The sequence below is a fragment of the Vibrio sp. C8 genome (assembly GCF_054051265.1).
Map to the genome: position 1 here is coordinate 149,674 of NZ_JBPAOE010000001.1, position 19,794 is coordinate 169,467.

Consider the following 19,794-nt stretch of genomic DNA (forward strand, 5'->3'; position numbering starts at 1 on the left):
TTTTACTCTGGTACTACGGTTAAATTAATATTTTTCAGTTTCTCGACAACATCAGAGTCGTCTTTCGGTAATGGAAATGTTCCAACTTGCGCTACCGCACGTCTTGTTGCAGAACATAGTCGAGAATCACCATTCATAACCGATAACTCACCTACTATTGCGCCTGAACCTGTTGGAATTAAACGTAAGTTCACCTTACATTCTTTTCCTTTAAAACTGTCTTCCAGTAATAAATTTTGTTGAATCATCTGGGTATATATTGCGCCCCAACGTTCCGCTTCACTCATTACGTATTGTGAACGAGCCGAGGTGTTCTGCTGAGCTTCACTTTCTAAGCCTGAAAAGATACTGTTCAGTGCCTTTTCCTGTTCCAAACGCTCTAGTCTTGCTTTTTCTGCTCGTTCTTTCTCTAGTCTCGCTTTTTCAGCCGCTTCTTTTGCCGCTTTTTCTTTCGCTATTCTTTCTTGTTCAGCTTTCTGCGCAGCCTCGCGTTCACGACGGGCTTTTTCTTGAGCTTCCTGAGCTGCTTTTTCCTTTGCTACTCTTTCTTGCTCTGCTTTCGCTGCCGCGGCCTCTTTCGCTACTCGCTCAGCTTCTGCTTTCTTCGCCGCTTCTTCTTTGCTTTTACGTTCTGCTTCTGCTTTCGCCGCTTGTTCTTTTGCTACACGCGCTTTCTCTGCAGCAATCTTTTGCTGCTCTTCTTGCTCTTGACGACGCTTCTCAGCATCTCTCGCAGCTTTAGCTTCTTTCACTTGCTGTTCTTTCAGCTTACGAATGCGTTCTTCTTCCGCTTTACGATTCTTTTCTAACTGCTCGCTTTCCCTGCGCAGCTTATCCAAACGTTCTTGTTCTTTTTTAGATGCGGCTTCGCGCTGACTACGGATTTTATCCGCTTGTTGCTTGACCAAATTTGGGTCGATCACTACCGCTTGCACCATTTGCCCAGAAGGTTCAGGTTTGGACATAGTGAAGTCCGTCCCCCAAAGCAAAGCGACAATCAAAACTGCATGAAGGCCGACAGAAATCGCTATCGGCTTGGTATATGAACTCTTTTTCGACTTATGATCTTTCATGAACGATGTTAAGCCTATTCCTTGATATCCGTTAACAACCCGACTTTTGGTATACCGGCTCGACTTAATTCATCTAACACAAGTACCACTTCTGCATACGGTGTGGCAGCATCACCACCTACGGCAACCGGAGAGTTTGGCTTCAGTGATAGTTCTGCTTTCACTCTGACGATAACATCTTGTAGCGACAGTCCTCGCTGCACCTCTTCATTGTTGACGCTCAAGCCTAAGTTACCTTCTTTATCAATTTCTACAATGATAAAGCTCGCATCACTATCGCCAGCCATCTCAGATGCTGGTTTAGCCGTTGATGTTTTGGGTAACTCTACATCGACACCTTGCGTAACAAACGGTGATGTAACCATGAAGATGATTAGCAATACCAACATAACGTCGATGTAAGGTACAACGTTGATTTCAGCAGTGAGTTTACGCTTTTTTGGCTGATAACCGGCCATTGATTATTCCCTACCCGCCATTGCTTGACGGTGTAAAATGCTATGGAATTCTTCAGAAAACGTTGCGTAAGAGTGCTCTAGCTTGCCAACTGTATTACTTAAACGGTTATATGCCATTACCGCTGGAATTGCTGCAAACAGACCCATTGCTGTTGCAACCAACGCTTCAGCGATACCTGGCGCAACCATTGCCAATGTTGCTTGCTTTACTGCACCTAATGCAATGAACGCGTGCATAATACCCCAAACCGTACCAAACAAGCCGATATAAGGGCTGATAGAACCTACCGTTGCTAGAAATGGCAAGTTTGTTTCTAATTCTTCTACTTCGCGAGCCACAGACACGCGCATTGCTCGACCTGTACCTTCCATAACGAAATCAGGTGAGTCAGAGTTCGTTTTACGTAGACGAGCAAATTCTGTGAAACCTGAATAGAAGATTTCTTCTGTACCCATGATTTCATCTTTGCGCTTTTTCACATCTTGATAAAGAACAGCTAAGTCTGTACCTGACCAAAACTTGTCTTCAAACGCTTCAGCATCCTTGGTAGCTTTTGATAAAATTTTATGACGTTTGATGATCATCGCCCACGAAACAATCGACATTCCCAAAAGGATAAGCATGACCATTTTGACTAACAAACTGGCCTGAAGGAAAAGGTCGAGAATTGAAATATCAGCTTGCACTGTTGGTTAACTCCGAAATAATTAATTGAGGCATGGCCTTAGGTCTCATCTTCTCATTGTCGATACATGCTACCTTAACTATTGCTTTACACAACACCTTGTTATCAGGATTGACGAGCTCCTGACAGAATATTAGCGAGGCTTTCTTTAGCTCTGAAATAGTCGTGACAACGTTGAGCTGTTCATCCAATCGCGCGCCTTGTATAAAATCGATGTCGGCATGTCTGACAACAAATCCTATACGTTGTTCCAATAAAACTTGTTGGGAGACACCTATAGCACGCAACATTTCCGTACGAGCCCTTTCAAAGAATTTGAGATAGTTCGAATGATAAACGACACCACCTGCATCCGTATCTTCGTAGTAAATGGTGATTGGCCAATGAAACGCTTTCATAATTTTGGATTAATTGATTTACCGAATGAGGTTTTACTATAACGCAACTCGTTGTCGATAGTACAAGGGGTAATGAGGTAATTCGTAACAGAGTGTCAAAAAAATTAGCGCTACCTCAAAGAGAAAGCGCTAATTCGTTTAATTCTTCACCAACTGCAATTTCAACTACTTAAGCGAGAAGTCGTATCCCAGTAAAAATAATCAGTATCGGAAGTGAAATGTAAGGGCTAAACAATAGCTGCCAGACCCAAAAACGTGGTTTAAACCCTACGCCATACACCATACTTGAGCACATAGCCCAAATGATCAATGGGGCTACAATGGCATTAAAACCACCAATACTTTCAGCGTAAGATTCTGGGTTCCACATAATAGAAAACAGATGATAGAAACCCAGAACTAAAGATAAAGCCTTGAATAAGGCTTTATCCATTGGAGAGTGTAACTTGGCAACCTGCGTCGACAAGTTATTCACTATCTTTATCCATCATTTCAGTATGCTCTAACCAAAGAGCGTTGATGATGCCAAATGCACAAGCGAGTAATACGCCTAAAATCCATGCAAAGTACCACATAATGTTTGCTCCTTAGTAAAGTGAGTTCTTGTTTTCTTCAATGAACTTGTTGTCAAGACGACCAAACATCTTGTAGTAAGTCCATGAAGTATAAGCCAGAATAATTGGCACCATTACAAATGCGACACCCGTCATTAGATTCAGAGTCAGTTCACTCGATGTCGAATCCCACATGGTTAAGCTGCTCTTCGGATCTAAGCTTGATGGCATTACAAATGGGAACATAGCCAAACCAGCCGTGAAGATAACACCTGCGTTACCTAAGCTTGAAGCTAAGAACGCAAAGCCACCTTTCTCAAAACGAGAAGCTAAAGCGGCAAGTAGTGGCATTACCACACCTAATGCAGGCGCAGCCCACATTAACGGATATTGCTCAAAGTTGTTCATCCAAGCACCCACTTCACGCACGACTTCTTTGTTTAGAGGATTAGAGACTGCATTGCCATCAATACCACCAGCAATAACATAACCTTCAATACCTTGTACCCAGAAGCCCGCCGCAACAAATGCAACTGTCGTTAACAGCCCCATAAGTTGTGCCACTCCACGTGCACGCGCATGAACCGCATCAGTGGTCTTCATTTGTAGCCAAGAAGCGCCCTGTAGAAGGATCATGAACAAGCTGACTAGACCACACAGAAGTGCAAACGGATTTAGCAGACCAAAGAATGAACCATGGTAAGTTGGCATCAGGAAATCATTCAGTTGGAATGGTACACCTTGTAGCAAGTTACCAAATGCCACACCAAAAATGATTGGTGGAACAAAACCACTGATTGAGATACAGATATCCCATGCATTGCGCCATTTTGGCTCTTCGATTTTTGAACGATAATCAAGACCAAGTGGACGCAACCAAAGCGCAGCCAAAGTCACAATCATCGCTAGGTAAAAACCAGAGAACGACGTTGCATAAACCAAAGGCCATGCAGCAAACAAAGCACCACCCGCTGTGATTAACCAAACTTGGTTACCATCCCAGTGAGGAGCGATAGAGTTAATCATTACACGACGTTCATTGTCGCTTTTGCCGATAACCGGGACTAGCGCGCCAACGCCCATGTCAAAGCCATCTGTAATTGCGAAACCAACCAGCAATACACCAATTAGTACCCACCAGATTAGTCGCAAGATTTCATAATCAAACATGTGTTCTCTCCTTGCTTATGCTTCTACTTGGCGACTAACTTTGTCTTCTACAGAGTTAGCGTCTTGCTCAAAATGGTAACGACCAGTTTTCAGGCTACTAGGACCTTTACGAGCAAACTTAACCATTAGATATACTTCAGCAATCAGGAATATTGTGTACAGAGCCAAAATCGCGAACAGAGAAGTCCAGATTTCACCCGCACTTAACGCAGAAGCTGCAACGTTAGTTGGTAAGATTTCACCAACAGCCCATGGTTGACGACCATATTCAGCCACGAACCAGCCAGCTTCAATTGCAATCCAAGGTAGCGGGATACTAAACAGTGCCGCTTTAAGAACCCAAGGTTTCTGTTCGATTTTTTGACGACATGTCTGTACGAATGCCATACCAAATACAAACAGCATGATAAAGCCAACACCCACCATCACACGAAATGACCAGAACAGAGGCCATACTGTTGGAATTGAGTCATCTGCCGCTGCCTGAATTTGATCTTCAGTTGCATCAGTAACTTTGTCTGTGTAGCGTTTAAGCAGCAAGCCATAACCTAGGTCATTTTTCACTTCATCAAATGCCGTCATGTTTTCTGATGATTTATCACCAGCACGAAGTTTTTCTAGAAGTTCATACGCATACATACCGTTACGAATGCGATCAACGTGTTCATCACGAAGGTCACGCAAACCTTTTACTTCAGTATCAAATGAACGAGTCGCGATAATACCCATTACATATGGAATCTTAACTGCGTAATCTGTATGCATGGTTTCTTGGTTTGGAAGACCAAACATGGTGAACGCTGCTGGAGCCGGTTCTGTATGCCATTCCGCTTCAATAGCAGCCAGCTTCACTTTCTGAACCTCACCAACTTCGTAACCTGATTCATCACCCAGTACGATTACTGACAGAATAGCCGCCATACCGAATGATGAAGCAATAGCAAAAGAGCGACGAGCAAAAGCAACATCACGTCCTTTCAATAGGTAGTATGAACTGATACCAAGAATGAACATTGCACCCGTTGTGTAACCAGAAGCCACGGTATGAACAAACTTAACCTGAGCTACTGGGTTGAATACAACTTCCGCAAAACTCACCATTTCCATACGCATGGTTTCGAAGTTGAATTCAGCACCCACAGGGTTTTGCATCCAGCCGTTAGCAATCAAGATCCACAGTGCAGAGAAGTTCGAGCCTAGTGCAACTAACCACGTAACCGCCAAGTGTTGACGCTTAGTGAGTCGGTCCCATCCAAAGAAGAACAAACCAACAAAGGTAGATTCTAGGAAAAACGCTACTAAGGCTTCGATTGCAAGAGGAGCACCAAAAATGTCGCCTACGTAGTGAGAGTAATAAGACCAGTTAGTACCAAACTGGAATTCCATTGTCAGGCCTGTTGCCACACCCAATGCGAAGTTGATACCGAAAAGCTTACCCCAGAACTTAGTCATGTCCTTGTAGATCTGCTTGTCAGTCATTACATATAGAGACTCCATGATGGCTAGTAAAAAAGCCATACCAAGAGTCAATGGAACGAACAAGAAGTGATACATCGCTGTCAGTGCGAACTGCAACCGCGACAGATCAACTACGTCAATCATAGTAACTCCTTTGTGCCGGCTGAATGACACCTTATGACATATTACAACAACACAGCACCTGTTAAGGATAGCGTCTATTTGTTGCTATTTAACAGCTAGTTGTTGCATTTATGTGCTTTTGTGGTTAGTTAATTGTTAAGTAACAGCTAATATAGCTTGAGCTAATACTACTGAGAAAAAACCTACGATTCAAAAGATTTCTCGTACAAAAGCGCTTTGACTTAAATCAATTTTATTGCGTGAATTTTATACAACAGAACAACAAAATGACCCAGATCAACAGAAACTGATATTTATTGTTAGCGTTAGGTAAAAATAGCCGAAGGAGGCAGATATTGAGCAACAAAGAATTAACAAGCCAACAAACTATGATAACCCTTTATAACCTTTTAAGATTTTTGAAATGTGACATCAATCACAAAGCGTGTGTCTACAATTTAATCAACCACAATTGTAACTTTATTTAACTAAACCGAAATGCAGATAGGCACGGTCAGTAGCAATACGTCCACGCGGAGTTCTTTGTAAATAACCTTGTTGAATTAGATACGGTTCTATAACATCTTCGATGGTATCTTTCTCCTCACCTATTGCAGCTGCAAGGTTATCAAGACCAACAGGGCCACCAGAAAACTTCTCCATAATGGCGAGAAGCAGCTTTCTATCCATGTAGTCAAAGCCCTGATTGTCGACATCCAGCATATTCAATGCTTTGTCTGCGGTGTCATCACATATGTGTCCATTACCCTTCACTTCCGCATAATCACGAACACGGCGTAGTAAACGGTTAGCAATACGAGGTGTTCCTCGTGCTCGACGGGCAATTTCCAACGCACCTTCACTATCCATAGATAAGCCTAGGCAGTTGGCACTGCGCTGCACAATATGTTGCAAGTCAGCAATTTTGTAATATTCAAGGCGTTGTACAATACCAAAGCGGTCTCTTAGCGGAGAGGTTAGGGAACCCGCTCTGGTTGTTGCCCCGATTAACGTAAATGGAGGCAAATCTATTTTGATAGAACGAGCCGCAGGCCCTTCACCGATCATAATATCCAGTTGATAGTCTTCCATTGCAGGATACAGAACTTCTTCAACCATAGGACTAAGGCGATGAATCTCATCAATGAAGAGCACATCGTTCTCTTCCAAATTGGTGAGCAGTGCCGCTAAGTCACCCGCCTTTTCAAGCACAGGACCAGAAGTGGTGCGGATATTCACTTCCATCTCATTAGCAACAATATTTGCTAGTGTGGTCTTACCCAACCCGGGAGGGCCGAATATCAGCAGATGGTCGAGAGCTTCACTACGCATTTGCGCAGCTTTGATAAAAATTTCCATTTGATCACGAACGTGATCCTGACCTTGATAATCGGCCAATTTCTTAGGACGAATCGCACGATCAATCACCTCTTCATCTTTAAATGAAGGGTTCATTGGAGCAATGAGGCGATCAGCTTCAATCATATATAGTTTCCTAACGTCTGCTCTTCGTCGTTCTTATGTGTCAACACTTCTAAGATAAAACACGTCCGCAATAAACCAAACATTCTAAACCATGGATTTCAATGCTTCACGAATAAGTTGCTCACTGGTCATCCCCGGTTTAGCAACTTGAGACACGACTTTAGCCGCTTGTGGTGCTTTGTAGCCTAATGAGAGCAGAGCGCTTACCGCTTCGTCTTCTGCACCTTGCTCTTGTACATTCGGTCGAGAATCGATTGGAGCAGCGTCAGTTGCAGGCGTAAACAAATCTCCTGCCCCCCAGCCTTTCAATCGGTCTTTCATTTCAACCACTAGACGCTCGGCCGTCTTCTTACCGACCCCTGGCAATTTAACCAGAGTTGAAATGTCTTCTCGCTCAACACAAGAGACAAATTGAGATGCCGTCATACCAGACAGAATACCCAAGCCCATTTTAGGACCCACCCCATTTGCTTTAATCACTTCACGGAAGAGTGCTCGTTCGCTAACAGTATTAAAACCGTAAAGAAGCTGTGCATCTTCTCTGACAACAAAGTGAGTATAAATGATGGCTTCTTCACCTATGTTTGGTAGTTCATAGAAACAGCTCATAGGCATTTGCACTTCATAACCAATGCCGCCAACTTCAATTAATAGTTCTGGTGGTTGCTTTTCTATTAGAGTGCCACGAAGACGTCCAATCACTTGAGATTCCTTTGGTTGGGAAATTTGTAATGGCAAAGATGATAATAAATAACTGGATATATAGCCAGTAAAAGATAGGTAAGGAAATTCTCACACTTTCTTTTGTGCCAGCGAGAATTCAAACCTTATCGATAGCGCCCCTTTCTGGCCCCTGTCGCTTTACCAGCCAGAGCTATCAATGTTTTATTGGTATTGGCATGACAAATAGCAACTCCCAGCGCATCGGCTGCATCCGCTTGTGGCTTTGCAGGTAACTTCAACATCTGTTGAACCATATGCTGAACTTGGGATTTGTCTGCACCACCAGTGCCGACAACCGCTTGTTTGATTAGACGTGCTGCATACTCGTAAACCGGAAGGTCTGCGTTTACCGCTGCAACAATAGCACTACCTCTCGCCTGACCTAGCTTGAGTGCAGAGTCAGCGTTCTTCGCCATAAAGACTTGCTCGATAGCAAATACATCAGGTTGAAACTGGGTAATGATTTCGGTGACACCTGCATAGATTTGCTTTAGGCGCGTGGGAAGATCTTTCTCTGAGGTGCGAATGCAGCCACTGCCTAAATAATAAAGGTGTCTGCCTTGTTGTTTGATTACGCCATAGCCCGTTATTCGGGAGCCGGGGTCAATCCCTAAAATAATCGACATTCAGTGCCATTTTAAAATTTGAGTAACTTAAAAAGAGTCTAGAAAAGGACAATAATCTAGATAAAGAAAGTGGGCTTACGCCCACAATCTAAAACCTAAAACGAATTATTTACGACGCCAAGTTGTTCCTGCTGGACCGTCTTCTAGAACGATACCCATCTCGTTAAGCTTGTCGCGAGCCAAATCCGCATTTGCCCAATCTTTCGCAGCGCGAGAGTCATTACGTAACTTAATCAAAGCTTCAATTTCTGCTGCTTCATCATCGTCACCTTGACCACCTTTTAGGAAAGCTTCTGGGTCTTGGTACAAAATACCAATCACATCTGCAAGTTCACGCATCAATGCCCCAAGAGCACTCGCGTTGGCCATATCTTCATTCTTAAGGCGATTCACTTCACGAGCCATATCAAACAGCACAGAATAAGCTTCAGGTGTATTGAAGTCGTCATTCATCGCAGCAGTAAAGCGGCTAACATACTCTTCACCACCCGCCGCAGCCGCGTTCATGTCTAAACCACGAAGTGCAGTATATAAACGCTCAAGAGAAGCACGCGATTGGTTCAAATTCTCTTCGCTGTAGTTCAGTTGGCTACGGTAATGACCCGACATCAAGAAGTAGCGTACAGTTTCTTGGTCGTAGTGGTTCAATACATCACGAATGGTGAAGAAGTTGCCTAGTGATTTTGACATTTTTTCTCTGTCTACCATCACCATGCCACTGTGCATCCACGTGTTTACATATTGAGTACCGTGCGCACAACAAGACTGTGCAATTTCATTTTCGTGGTGTGGGAACATAAGGTCAGAACCACCACCGTGAATATCGAAATGATTACCTAAGATTGAAGAGTTCATCGCTGAACATTCAATATGCCAACCTGGGCGACCCGGTCCCCATGGCGATTCCCAAGTCGGTTCTCCCGGCTTAGACATTTTCCAAAGTACAAAGTCTAATGGGCTACGTTTTGCTGTTTCGATATCTACACGAGCGCCGGCTTGCAGTTGGTCTAGATCTTGGCGAGACAACTTACCGTATTCATCATATTTGCTTACTTCGAACATCACGTCACCGTTGTCCGCAACATAAGCAAAACCACGCTCAATTAAACGTTCAACCAGTTCGATGATTTCTTGGATATAAGCCGTTGCACGAGGTTCAATATCAGGGCGTTTGATGTTTAGCGCATCAAAGTCTGTGTACATTTCTTGAATCAGGCGTTCAGTCAGTGAATCACATGACTCTTGATTCTCAGAGGCGCGCTTAATGATTTTGTCGTCGATATCAGTGATATTACGAACGAATGTTAAATCGTAACCCAAGTAGCGAAGGTAACGAGCAACCACATCAAATGAAACGAATGTACGGCCATGTCCGATATGACAAAGATCATATATGGTCACTCCACAGACATACATGCCGACTTTACCAGCAGTAATGGGTTTAAATTCCTCTTTCTGTTTTGTTAGTGAGTTATATATTTTCAGCATGATCTCTATCTAATTACCGTTAAAACCAAAATAGTTGTGCAGTATAACAACTCTGTTATCGCTAGGTCATCCATTTGATGTTTTGAATGAGCAAAAAGTTAAGCTAAAATCCAATACTCATACAAAACAAGCAAAGGTAATGCACATGATCACCCTTCATACAAACTTTGGTGACATTAAAGTTCAGCTGAATACAGAGCAAGCGCCAGAAACTAGCGCAAACTTTTTACAGTACTGCCGTGACGGTTTTTACGACAACACACTTTTCCACCGTGTTATCGACGGCTTCATGATCCAAGGTGGCGGTATGACTTCTGGTCTACGTGAAAAAGAGACTCGCGCACCTATCCGTAACGAAGCAAACAACGGCCTAAGCAACAAAGTAGGCACTCTTGCAATGGCTCGTACTATGGAACCACACTCTGCAAGTTCTCAATTCTTCATCAACGTAAACAACAACACATTCCTAGACTTCCGTTCAGAAAGCCTAGATGGTTGGGGTTACTGTGTTTTTGCTGAAGTTGTAGAAGGCATGGATGTAGTAAACAAAATTAAAGGTGTAAGCACTGGCTCTTACGGTATGCACCAAGACGTACCACTAGAAGATGTTGTCATCACTGGCACAACTATCGAAGAGTAATCTTTAAAGTGGGGCGCGATATGCGCTCCACTGTCTATAACCCAACATAAAATACTCTTCCTATGCATACATTATTTATTTCAGATCTCCACCTCACTCCTAAGCGCCCAGATATTACCGATTGTTTTATCTCTTTTATGCGTGAAGATGCCATCAAGGCAGATGCTCTCTATGTGTTAGGCGATCTTTTCGATTTTTGGATTGGGGATGACGACCCAACCAACTTCGCAGAGCAGATTAAAAGCGAATTTAAGACACTAGTTGGCAAAGGCATTCCCGTATTCTTCTCACACGGCAACCGTGATTTTCTGGTTGGGAAAAGATTCGCTAAACAAACAGGTGTCACTCTGCTCGATGAAGAACAAGTCATTGATCTTTATGGTGATAAAGTCGTGGTACTTCATGGTGACACATTGTGCACAGAAGACGTGCGCTATTTAGCATTCAGAGAGAAAGTGCATAAACCGTGGTTACAATGGTTTTTCAATCGCCTACCTTTCTGTATCAAAACCCGAATTGTAAGAAAGATCCAATCTGATACCAGCAGCGATAAAAGCAACAAATCAATGTCTATTATGGATGTGACACCCAGCGAAGTTTTAGCAGTGATGGAAAAGCATCAGGTAAATACCATGATTCACGGACACACCCATCGGCCAAACATCCATAAGATTTCAGCGGAAGGCGAGGAAAAGACTCGCATTGTTTTAGGCGATTGGTACACACAAGGCTCTGTCCTTGTTTATTCGCAACAAGGGTATGAATTGCAAAACAGAAAATTTGCATCATAAAATTGGTGACCGATGTCTCAGAGGGATTTGAGGATGTGCACAATAAATCGATTTTATATTGATATAATTGGCACACCAAAAATGGAGTTAGGGTAAAGCCTTGAAGTACTCATATATCGCTAGACAGCCTATATTAGATAGCGACCGAAAAACTTTCGGTTATGAATTGCTATTCAGAGATGGGCCGAAGAACACGTTTCCAGAAATTGACCCCGATAAAGCAACCAGCAGGCTGCTTTCGGATCATTTCCTTTCGACCCATTATCAAACTCTGGGTAATCACGTCGGCTTTGTGAACTTCCCTTATCAAAGTTTAGTGAACCTTGTACCAACTCTCTTCCCGTCAGACAGTTTAGTGGTTGAAGTTCTAGAAGATTGCGAGCCAACCTCAGAGTTGTTAGATGCAATTAAAAAGATGGCTACACAAGGTTATAGAATCGCTCTAGATGATTTTGTACCAAGTAAAGAGTGGCAGCCTTTTTTACCTTATGTCTCTTTCATCAAATTTGATATTCGCATCGTCCCTATCGCAAAAGCGGGTCTATTCATCAGTAAACTGCGAGGTTCAAAAATTAAGTTTTTAGCCGAGAAAGTTGAAACCTATGATGAATTTGAGCAAGCGAAAAAAGCTGGGTTTGACTATTTTCAAGGTTATTTCTTTAGTAAGCCTGAGATCATCCAACGCAAAGCTTTGCAGCCAACGTTTTTAACCATAGTCCAGTTGTGTAAAGAGATAGCGAAAGAAGAGATAGACTACAAGGAATTAGAATCTTTGATAGCACGAGATCTCTCTCTATCCTATAAGCTACTCACTTTCGTTAATGCTTCAGCTATCGTTAGCTCAAAGATTCAGTCATTTAAGCAAGCGCTGGTGTATTTGGGTGAACAACGACTAAGGCAGTTTATTTCGCTTGTAGCTATAGCATCAACTGACAGCTCTAAGCCCAACTATCTCTATGGTCTTTCTATTCAACGCGCTCGTTTTTGTCAGTTAGCATGGAGCAAGAGTGGGCAACATAATGATGCAGATCTTGCATTCCTTACCGGAATGTTTTCGTTGCTTGACTGTCTGTTAGACCAACCTATAGAAAGTATCGTTGAGCTCATTCACATCGACGAAGTCGTGAAGATTGCACTAACCAAGGGTGAAGGGGCATTAGGTAAAATTTTATCCCTGTCAAAAGCTTATGAGCACGCAGATTGGGAACAGGTCTCTGAATTGAGAATCAGTTTAGAACTAAGCGATGAGGTGTTAAGTCAGAGCTATGATGAAGCACTTCAATGGAGTGCTGATCTTCTACAAGTCGATATCTAGACTTTTAATCTATACATCCCTAAACTTGGCCTCAATTTGAGGCCATTTTCATCCCTATCATCTTATGAACAACTGCTATTGCGGTAACGCAAAACCTTATTCAGAATGCTGCCAGCCTATTAACACTGACCATGCCCAAGCACATACGCCAGAGCAATTGATGAGAGCTCGCTATAGCGCTCATGTGCTCGGCTTAGTAGATTTCGTTGTGAATACGTATCACCCTTCTTGCAATGCTGAAATCGACCGTGCCGCGATTGCAGATTCCATCAATAGTGATTGGTGCAGATTAGAAGTTATCAATAGTGCAAATGGGACAACGGCCAGCGAAGGCTTCGTCCATTTTAAAGCATATTTGACGGACCAAGGTAAAGAGCTGTGTTTAGAAGAACGTTCGCGTTTTGTCCGTGAAGATGGCTTGTGGTTTTATATTGATGGCGAGTTTCCTACCTCTTCTGAAGCTAAGAAAATCGGCCGTAACGAACCATGCCTATGTGGCAGTGGTAAGAAGTATAAAAAGTGCTGCGGCTAAATCTACCCACTTCGTTTTGTGAGAAATAAAGTACCAAACCGCTATAAAGCAAACGCCAGTCTAAAGACTGGCGTTTTTAAAATTACTCTTGATCAATCATCCAACGGCGGAACGCTTTACGCTCTTCAGTTGATGACTGTAAATACCAAGCTTTGAGTTGCTCGACATTGTTGGTAATGACTTGGGGTTTAGATGCTTTATCGCTTGCGGCTGAGTTTGCAGTAACCGTAGCAACTTGTACTGCTACTGGCTGATCAACAACCTGACCATTCTTAAAGTAAACACCACGAGATTGGTTATGTTCCGCAATCAGCTTATCCATACCTAGATAAGGAAATAACCCAGACTTACCTTTTAGAACTTCTTGCTTGTAACTAATTGCTTTTCCATCCTGCTCAAGTAACCAATTTGGTTGGTCAGATTTAAAAACCTTGTTTGCTTCCATTTTGCTACGAGCTTGAGGATGAGCAATTTTTAAATCACCATGCACATTTTCAATATTTAAAACGTATGGTTTTGAAGTAAAGACATCCGAGCTACTCGCTCCAGCAGGTGCCATATTTTTATCCATTCGCACAACCACTTGGTTAAAACCATCGTTAAGTTGATTTTCCGACAACTGATCTACCGCAGGTTGCCCATTGACGTATAGGATAGATACACCTGGAGTAGGAGTAATTGTCGCTGCGTACAAAGCACTACTACTAAAGCAAAGGGCTGAAGCCAAAACAGCCAATAATGTCTTCTTCATTAACTTACCTTTAATTACACTAATTTTATAGGTATTTACTACTAACATTTAGGTAGTAAAAAAGCCACCATAAGGTGGCTTTTAAATATATTCAATTTCTTACGAAATTAGAAAGAAGCTGTAACACCAACTGCAGCTAGATTTTCGTTGTTCAGTGCAGTTACACCAGTGCCGCTTTTCTCTTGTTTAGCAACTTCACCGTAAACTGTAACCGCTGGAAGCACTTTGTAACCAACGTTTACGAACATGTTTGTACGCTCTTCGTCTGTTGCATCGTACTCAGACTGAGAGTAACCAGTACCAAACACTACTTTGCCTACAGTGTAATCTGCAGCTAGAGCCCAAGTATCATTATCTTGCTTAGCAGTACCTTGTGTACGGTCAACTGTGTAATAGCCAACAGATAGGTTTAAGTTTTCAACTCCGCTATAAGCCGCTTCTAGACCAAATAGAGTGTTTGAAATTGCTAGAGATTTGCCATCTGAATCAAGTTCTGAAACTTCACGGTCACTGTCATAGTCAGCTACAATAGCTTTCACATCAAAGCCAGCAAATCGTGCACCTACATAACCATCAATGTAATCGCCTTCAGAACCTTGGTTGGAAGCGTTATCATCGATAACACCATCAGTGTTTGTTGCTTTTACTTTATTTTGTACATAGCCCAAAGTTGCGTAGAACGAACCGTTGTCATAATCATAACGAACGGCTTCATCAGCACACTCAAAAGAATCCTTAGAGAAGAATGAGTTGATACCGAACTGGTAATCGTTACCAATACCGATATCATCAATAGCAGTACATAGACGACCTAGTTTTACAGAACCGAAGTCAGCAGTGTAAAGGGCTACATAGTTATCGCCATTTTTTGTCCACTCTGCGTTATTTGACTCAGAACCGTTAAATTCCCAGTACGCGCCAATAGATACTTGGTCGTTCATTGCGTAACGCACGTCAAAACCGAAATCAGCATCTTCAATTTGTTGGCTCATAGAAGCTGCAGAAGTTGAATTTTGGTAAGTAACTTCGATGTCACCTTTAAGGTTAACTGTAACACCTTCGTTGTTATAGATTTCGATACCAGCTTGTGCTGAACCTGCTGCTGCAAGAACTGCTAGTGCTAATAGAGTCTTTTTCATAGTAATCCACTGCCTTTTCTTAAATGTGGGAAATCCTTATCCGGTTCCCTTTTATTTTTGATGGTAGTGACCAACTCTTCGGTTAGTTCCTACCGCCACTAAATTTCGAGGTTTAGATTGCAAAAGAATATCCTGCGTGTCAAATACTCTAAATTGCTCGCATAAAAATAAATAAATCATTTAAAATTCATTAACTTAATCAAAAAAGCGCACATTTATCGAACAGCGTGTATTGAAATATTCATAAAAATGTAAACGTTTCACAAACAGCCAAATCAGAATAATACTCTTAAATATAATTATAAAGACCAACAATACAGGATTAAATAAACTCATCAGCAATATTGTTAAGTTTTATATTTTTTATTTTGTGAATTAAATTTAAGTTCCTGAAGGTTCAGTTTTTTTTTGTGAAGGAGATCTATATTCCTCTTAAAATGATGCAAATTCGTGAGCTACGTAGGATTTGTAAACTGTGCTAACATGCGATTCCCGTCACGCAGGGCTCGTTATGCTTACAAAAAAAATCCAACAATCGATCCGCAGTAGTTACCAAAACCTGCAAAATCAGCTCGATAATTTCGTTCCTCGCCGAGCACAAAACTTTCTTGTTGCAGAAATTGCAAAGACATTGTGTGGCAGTTATCACAAGTCAACGCGAATGATGGTAGCCGAAGCTGGTACCGGAATTGGTAAATCACTCGCCTATCTAATGGGAGTGATTCCTGTCGCGATCTCCAATAATCGTAAAATTGTGGTATCCACCGCCACAGTTGCGTTACAAGAGCAGCTTGTACACAAAGATTTACCTTTATATAGACGAATCACTGATCAGAGTTTTACTTTTATTATTGCTAAAGGTCGCCAACGCTATTGTTGTGCTGAAAAGTTGGCTGCGGCTTCAGGCGCAGACGGTGCTCAACTCGCAATGTTTGAAACCAAGCCTAAGGCTGCTGACATAAACATGTTAGAAAACATGTTTGACGCCTTTAATAGAGGAAAATGGGATGGGGACAGAGATTCCTGGCCTAAAACGGTCAGCGATGAAATCTGGAATTCTATTGTCAGCGATAAACACAGCTGCAATGGCAGTTTTCCGGCTCACCGACACTGTCCATTCCAAAAAGCTCGATCAGAGTTAGATAAAGCGGATGTAATTATCGCAAACCACAGTTTAGTAATGGCAGACGCTGATTTAGGAGGCGGAATAATACTGCCAGAGCCTGAAAACACCATTTACATCTTTGACGAAGCACACCACCTTCCTCATGTTGCTAGGGATCACGCTTCAGCCGCAACTTCGTTAAAAGGCGCAGCCTCTTGGCTTGAAAGTCTCAACCGCACTTTACCTAAATTGAGCAATCTCGCTGAAGCGAAAAGGGCATCGCGCTTTTTAGATGAAGCACAAACCGCAATCCAAGAGTTAATTCCGGGATTAAGCCAGCTGACCCAGCGCTTTGACCCCGCTTCTTTTGAAGAAAACATTTATCGCTTTGAGCACGGCGATTTGCCTCAGTGGCTGGAAGAAGAATCAAAGCATCTAAAACGTCAAAGCCAGAAAGCCAATCAAAGTGTTGCGAAAATTGCAGATTTGATTGCAGAGAAAGTAAAGGAAGGCGAACTTGCTTCTCGTTTAGCTGAACCTGCATTGACGGAGCTGGGCTTCTATATTCAGCGTTTGGAGAACTTGTACCAAGTATGGAACTTAATGGCGGAACCTAAACGGGAAAAAGGCGCACCGCTCGCTCGTTGGTTACAGACTCATAATGAACGTGAAGGTGATTTTACCGTTCACGTTTCCCCTTTAGAGATCGGTTGGCAGCTAGATCAGCAAATTTGGAGCCGTTGTATTGGCGCTATTCTGGTATCCGCGACATTACGGGCTCTCAACTCGTTCAGTTTTTTCTGCCGCCAAGCAGGCATCAGTGAAAAACCTGAAGATGGTGTTCAATTTCTCTCACTGGCGTCACCGTTTAACTATATAGAGCAGGGAGAGTTGTTAGTACCTGTAATGAAACTTGAACCACCAGCCAAAGACTTTACTCCTTATCTTGCCGATAAAGTAAAAGAGTATCTAGTTGCTGATAAAGCCAACCTTGTTTTGTTTGCTTCTTATTGGCAAATGAAAGAAGTCGCAGAAAAGTTGTCGTCAACCATCACTCAAAAAGGGTGGACGCTTCAAATTCAAGGTGAAAAATCTCGCGGAGAAATTCTAAAAAAACATAAAATGCTCGTGCAGTGCGGAAAAACAAGCGTGCTATTTGGTACTGGTAGTTTTTCCGAAGGATTAGACTTACCGGGCGACTTATTGGAAAACCTGATTATTACCAAGATCCCGTTTGCTGTCCCAACTTCACCTGTTGAGCAAGCGCACGCTGAGTATATTGAGCATCGTGGCGGTAATCCGTTTTTACAAATTTCAGTACCAGAGGCAAGCAAAAAGCTTATCCAATCAGTAGGACGTTTGCTGCGTAAAGAGAAGGATTCTGGTAGAGTCGTGATACTTGATCGCAGAGTGGTATCAAAACGATACGGAAAGGCGTTGTTAGACTCCCTTCCCCCATTTAAGCGAACCATCGAGTATTAAATAGCATCGCAATTCTCTTGCTATATGAAATAGCAGGGAATTAACTCTATCAATTCGCATTAATCACGATTTACCTGTGAATAAACAGTAAAATATGCTTATGAGGTCTCATTCGCTTGCTGCCTAACTGCAGCCCCTATAGTTTGGGTATATCCTTCCCTACTTATCATTTTAAAAAATAGAATTCAGGATCGTATTTTTGATTGAATTAGTCGAACCAACCATGTTGGTCGTGTTGGCTTTAGTGGCTTTTATCGCCGGGTTTATCGACGCTGTTGCTGGCGGTGGTGGCATGTTAACTGTCCCTACATTGCTTTCTTTAGGATTGCCTCCACATATTGCATTGGGTACAAATAAACTTGCAGCGACTTTTGCATCTTCCACCGCTGCATTGACTTATTACCGAAAGAAGCTATTCAAGCCCAAGTACTGGCTGCGTGCTTTTGTTATGACGCTAATCGGTGCAACTGTGGGTACACTTGTCGTTGATGCTATCAGTACCGACTGGTTACAAAAAGTGCTTCCTTTGATCATTCTTGCCGCTGCAATTTATACGGTTTGGCATAAAGCTCCTACAACTGTACAAAATGAAATGCCTGCTGGATGTAAGAAATTCAATACTAAGCAATATTTGCAAGGCTTTGGTTTAGGGTTTTACGATGGCTTAGCTGGCCCAGGAACAGGCGCATTTTGGACTGTAAGTTCCATGGCGCTTTATCGATTAAATATTCTGTTGGCATCGGGTTTAGCCAAAGCAATGAATTTTACTAGCAACCTGACATCGTTGATCACTTTCGCTATTTTAGGTCATATTGACTGGGTACTCGGCTTAACCATGGGCGTTTGTTTAATGGCTGGCGCTTTTGTCGGTGCGCATTCCGCGATTCGCTTTGGTGCTAAATTCATTCGCCCTGTATTTGTCACCGTAGTTAGTATACTTGCGGTAAAACTTGCTTTTGATGCTTGGTTTGTAACGCTATGAAAGACTTATCCAGATTAAATCCCATCATTGAAGAGCTTAAATCTACGGCTGCACTCATCGACCGAACTCGAGGCGAACACTATCGCCCATTATTTGATGACACCTTGTTTCATTGTCACGGCAAACTGTTGACTCCGTGTGTTATAGAAACAGAGAGCACATTGAATGCCATTCTCCGAGAGCAAAATGCAGGGAAGCTAACTCAACTTCGAGCAGAATATCTAACCGAACGCCTTCTTGCGCAGATTAGTGCGATTCAGCGCGAAATGTCGACCCAAGCTATTCGTAAGAAAGAACCAAAGTATTACAGAGACACCAGAAAGCCAATCAGCGATTTGTATCAGGATCTCGCACAACACCAAGACTGGGAACGAAGACTGATGCTCCTAGTTCAAGATAAGCAAGTGGCTGTTGATGGCGCGTTTGGAAGCAATAAAACAACCGCCCAGCAAGCCTTGCTCGCAGCGGAACAGAGGCTTAAACGCTGTCAGGAAGCGAAAACAAAAATCGAAAAACAGATTACCTTTAGAGAGAAGAATCAATAAATGAATGACACCAGCTCCTCTTTAGAAAATGCTCCGGATGAAATCAAACTTGCCGTTGATCTTATTTATCTTCTGGAATCCAATAACGTCAACACAAAAGTTGTTCTCGCTGCGTTAGAAATCGTAAAGTCCGATTTTCAAGCTAAGTTAAAAAAGGAAAAGAGCGCTTAATTAGCGCTCTTTTTATTGAAATTGACCCGTCCTAAATAAGGTTGACACTTTTCCAGTAACCAATTGGAGAATGTCATGAAATCAATAGGTAAACGTACA

Annotated in this window: 22 protein-coding genes; 8 read left to right on the forward strand and 14 right to left on the reverse strand. The window is 42.5% G+C overall.

The features are described from left to right. Positions 1 to 2 precede the first annotated feature (2 nt). The 12 genes from tolA to cysS form a co-directional block, all read right to left on the reverse strand. Positions 3 to 1,073, reverse strand: coding sequence for a cell envelope integrity protein TolA (gene tolA / locus ACRQQK_RS00710; RefSeq protein WP_457509404.1), 1,071 nt, complete (start codon positions 1,071 to 1,073; stop codon positions 3 to 5). Positions 1,074 to 1,087: 14 nt separating this feature from the next. Then, positions 1,088 to 1,531 carry a protein TolR gene (gene tolR / locus ACRQQK_RS00715; protein ID WP_457509406.1) on the reverse strand — a complete coding sequence of 148 codons (444 nt, stop codon included), beginning with the start codon at positions 1,529 to 1,531 and terminating at the stop codon, positions 1,088 to 1,090. A gap of 3 nt (positions 1,532 to 1,534) precedes the next feature. Then, a complete protein-coding gene (tolQ, locus tag ACRQQK_RS00720; protein WP_457509408.1) occupies positions 1,535 to 2,218 on the reverse strand; it encodes a protein TolQ in 684 nt (227 codons plus the stop codon). Then, the gene (gene ybgC, locus ACRQQK_RS00725; RefSeq protein WP_167411041.1) at positions 2,208 to 2,615 is read right to left on the reverse strand and encodes a tol-pal system-associated acyl-CoA thioesterase; all 408 of its coding nucleotides are present in this window, start codon (positions 2,613 to 2,615) and stop codon (positions 2,208 to 2,210) included. Before ybgC ends, tolQ begins: the two co-directional genes overlap by 11 nt. A gap of 169 nt (positions 2,616 to 2,784) precedes the next feature. After that, on the reverse strand, positions 2,785 to 3,090 hold the full coding sequence (gene ybgE, locus ACRQQK_RS00730; RefSeq protein WP_457509410.1) for a cyd operon protein YbgE: 306 nt from the start codon (positions 3,088 to 3,090) through the stop codon (positions 2,785 to 2,787). Next, positions 3,083 to 3,190, reverse strand: coding sequence for a cytochrome bd-I oxidase subunit CydX (cydX, locus tag ACRQQK_RS00735; protein ID WP_000270285.1), 108 nt, complete (start codon positions 3,188 to 3,190; stop codon positions 3,083 to 3,085). The genes ybgE and cydX overlap by 8 nt, the downstream gene beginning before the upstream one ends. Positions 3,191 to 3,202: 12 nt before the next feature. Further along, on the reverse strand, positions 3,203 to 4,339 hold the full coding sequence (cydB, locus tag ACRQQK_RS00740) for a cytochrome d ubiquinol oxidase subunit II (RefSeq protein ID WP_457509427.1): 1,137 nt from the start codon (positions 4,337 to 4,339) through the stop codon (positions 3,203 to 3,205). A 15-nt stretch (positions 4,340 to 4,354) separates the two neighbouring features. Continuing rightward, on the reverse strand, positions 4,355 to 5,941 hold the full coding sequence (gene cydA / locus ACRQQK_RS00745) for a cytochrome ubiquinol oxidase subunit I (protein ID WP_457509429.1): 1,587 nt from the start codon (positions 5,939 to 5,941) through the stop codon (positions 4,355 to 4,357). 459 nt (positions 5,942 to 6,400) lie between these two features. Next, the gene (gene ruvB / locus ACRQQK_RS00750) at positions 6,401 to 7,405 is read right to left on the reverse strand and encodes a Holliday junction branch migration DNA helicase RuvB (RefSeq protein WP_457509431.1); all 1,005 of its coding nucleotides are present in this window, start codon (positions 7,403 to 7,405) and stop codon (positions 6,401 to 6,403) included. Between the two features lie 84 nt (positions 7,406 to 7,489). Continuing rightward, on the reverse strand, positions 7,490 to 8,107 hold the full coding sequence (gene ruvA, locus ACRQQK_RS00755) for a Holliday junction branch migration protein RuvA (RefSeq protein WP_042486627.1): 618 nt from the start codon (positions 8,105 to 8,107) through the stop codon (positions 7,490 to 7,492). A 125-nt stretch (positions 8,108 to 8,232) separates the two neighbouring features. Further along, positions 8,233 to 8,754 carry a crossover junction endodeoxyribonuclease RuvC gene (gene ruvC / locus ACRQQK_RS00760; RefSeq protein WP_042486630.1) on the reverse strand — a complete coding sequence of 174 codons (522 nt, stop codon included), beginning with the start codon at positions 8,752 to 8,754 and terminating at the stop codon, positions 8,233 to 8,235. A gap of 105 nt (positions 8,755 to 8,859) precedes the next feature. Continuing rightward, positions 8,860 to 10,242, reverse strand: a complete 1,383-nt coding sequence (gene cysS, locus ACRQQK_RS00765) for a cysteine--tRNA ligase (protein ID WP_457509433.1) — start codon at positions 10,240 to 10,242, stop codon at positions 8,860 to 8,862. A gap of 145 nt (positions 10,243 to 10,387) precedes the next feature. Here cysS and ACRQQK_RS00770 point away from each other — a divergent pair, with 145 nt between their 5' ends. The 4 genes from ACRQQK_RS00770 to ACRQQK_RS00785 all read left to right on the forward strand — a co-directional run bounded on the left by ACRQQK_RS00770 (position 10,388) and on the right by ACRQQK_RS00785 (position 13,520). After that, complete coding sequence (locus ACRQQK_RS00770) at positions 10,388 to 10,882, forward strand: peptidylprolyl isomerase (protein WP_042486635.1); 495 nt, start codon at positions 10,388 to 10,390, stop codon at positions 10,880 to 10,882. A gap of 62 nt (positions 10,883 to 10,944) precedes the next feature. Beyond that, complete coding sequence (gene lpxH, locus ACRQQK_RS00775) at positions 10,945 to 11,673, forward strand: UDP-2,3-diacylglucosamine diphosphatase (protein ID WP_457509435.1); 729 nt, start codon at positions 10,945 to 10,947, stop codon at positions 11,671 to 11,673. 100 nt (positions 11,674 to 11,773) lie between these two features. Beyond that, complete coding sequence (locus ACRQQK_RS00780; protein WP_457509437.1) at positions 11,774 to 12,988, forward strand: EAL and HDOD domain-containing protein; 1,215 nt, start codon at positions 11,774 to 11,776, stop codon at positions 12,986 to 12,988. A 64-nt stretch (positions 12,989 to 13,052) separates the two neighbouring features. After that, positions 13,053 to 13,520: a YchJ family protein gene (locus tag ACRQQK_RS00785; RefSeq protein WP_457509439.1), complete on the forward strand. Its 468-nt coding sequence runs from the start codon at positions 13,053 to 13,055 to the stop codon at positions 13,518 to 13,520. Positions 13,521 to 13,602: 82 nt separating this feature from the next. Here ACRQQK_RS00785 and ACRQQK_RS00790 read toward each other — a convergent pair whose 3' ends face one another. Next, the gene (locus ACRQQK_RS00790) at positions 13,603 to 14,271 is read right to left on the reverse strand and encodes a YccT family protein (protein WP_457509441.1); all 669 of its coding nucleotides are present in this window, start codon (positions 14,269 to 14,271) and stop codon (positions 13,603 to 13,605) included. Positions 14,272 to 14,378: 107 nt separating this feature from the next. Then, positions 14,379 to 15,410, reverse strand: coding sequence for a porin (locus ACRQQK_RS00795; RefSeq protein WP_457509443.1), 1,032 nt, complete (start codon positions 15,408 to 15,410; stop codon positions 14,379 to 14,381). A gap of 511 nt (positions 15,411 to 15,921) precedes the next feature. On the opposite strand from ACRQQK_RS00795, the gene dinG reads away from it, so the two are divergent. The 4 genes from dinG to rsmS all read left to right on the forward strand — a co-directional run bounded on the left by dinG (position 15,922) and on the right by rsmS (position 19,695). Further along, on the forward strand, positions 15,922 to 17,997 hold the full coding sequence (gene dinG, locus ACRQQK_RS00800; RefSeq protein ID WP_457509445.1) for an ATP-dependent DNA helicase DinG: 2,076 nt from the start codon (positions 15,922 to 15,924) through the stop codon (positions 17,995 to 17,997). A 202-nt stretch (positions 17,998 to 18,199) separates the two neighbouring features. Next, on the forward strand, positions 18,200 to 18,979 hold the full coding sequence (locus ACRQQK_RS00805; RefSeq protein WP_457509461.1) for a TSUP family transporter: 780 nt from the start codon (positions 18,200 to 18,202) through the stop codon (positions 18,977 to 18,979). Further along, positions 18,976 to 19,524, forward strand: a complete 549-nt coding sequence (locus tag ACRQQK_RS00810; RefSeq protein ID WP_457509447.1) for a primosomal replication protein — start codon at positions 18,976 to 18,978, stop codon at positions 19,522 to 19,524. Before ACRQQK_RS00805 ends, ACRQQK_RS00810 begins: the two co-directional genes overlap by 4 nt. Continuing rightward, positions 19,525 to 19,695, forward strand: coding sequence for a pleiotropic regulatory protein RsmS (gene rsmS / locus ACRQQK_RS00815; RefSeq protein WP_457509449.1), 171 nt, complete (start codon positions 19,525 to 19,527; stop codon positions 19,693 to 19,695). Positions 19,696 to 19,794: the final 99 nt, after the last annotated feature.

Excerpts from the sequence above, each read along its gene's own strand:
- tolA (WP_457509404.1), bottom strand. The coding sequence starts at position 1,073 with ATGAAAGATCATAAGTCGAAAAAGAGTTCATATACCAAGCCGATAGCG.
- tolR (WP_457509406.1), bottom strand. The coding sequence starts at position 1,531 with ATGGCCGGTTATCAGCCAAAAAAGCGTAAACTCACTGCTGAAATCAAC.
- ybgC (WP_167411041.1), bottom strand. The coding sequence starts at position 2,615 with ATGAAAGCGTTTCATTGGCCAATCACCATTTACTACGAAGATACGGAT.
- cydX (WP_000270285.1), bottom strand. The coding sequence starts at position 3,190 with ATGTGGTACTTTGCATGGATTTTAGGCGTATTACTCGCTTGTGCATTT.
- cydB (WP_457509427.1), bottom strand. The coding sequence starts at position 4,339 with ATGTTTGATTATGAAATCTTGCGACTAATCTGGTGGGTACTAATTGGT.
- cydA (WP_457509429.1), bottom strand. The coding sequence starts at position 5,941 with ATGATTGACGTAGTTGATCTGTCGCGGTTGCAGTTCGCACTGACAGCG.
- ruvB (WP_457509431.1), bottom strand. The coding sequence starts at position 7,405 with ATGATTGAAGCTGATCGCCTCATTGCTCCAATGAACCCTTCATTTAAA.
- ruvC (WP_042486630.1), bottom strand. The coding sequence starts at position 8,754 with ATGTCGATTATTTTAGGGATTGACCCCGGCTCCCGAATAACGGGCTAT.
- cysS (WP_457509433.1), bottom strand. The coding sequence starts at position 10,242 with ATGCTGAAAATATATAACTCACTAACAAAACAGAAAGAGGAATTTAAA.
- ACRQQK_RS00770 (WP_042486635.1), top strand. The coding sequence starts at position 10,388 with ATGATCACCCTTCATACAAACTTTGGTGACATTAAAGTTCAGCTGAAT.
- lpxH (WP_457509435.1), top strand. The coding sequence starts at position 10,945 with ATGCATACATTATTTATTTCAGATCTCCACCTCACTCCTAAGCGCCCA.
- ACRQQK_RS00785 (WP_457509439.1), top strand. The coding sequence starts at position 13,053 with ATGAACAACTGCTATTGCGGTAACGCAAAACCTTATTCAGAATGCTGC.
- ACRQQK_RS00790 (WP_457509441.1), bottom strand. The coding sequence starts at position 14,271 with ATGAAGAAGACATTATTGGCTGTTTTGGCTTCAGCCCTTTGCTTTAGT.
- ACRQQK_RS00795 (WP_457509443.1), bottom strand. The coding sequence starts at position 15,410 with ATGAAAAAGACTCTATTAGCACTAGCAGTTCTTGCAGCAGCAGGTTCA.
- dinG (WP_457509445.1), top strand. The coding sequence starts at position 15,922 with ATGCTTACAAAAAAAATCCAACAATCGATCCGCAGTAGTTACCAAAAC.
- ACRQQK_RS00810 (WP_457509447.1), top strand. The coding sequence starts at position 18,976 with ATGAAAGACTTATCCAGATTAAATCCCATCATTGAAGAGCTTAAATCT.
- rsmS (WP_457509449.1), top strand. The coding sequence starts at position 19,525 with ATGAATGACACCAGCTCCTCTTTAGAAAATGCTCCGGATGAAATCAAA.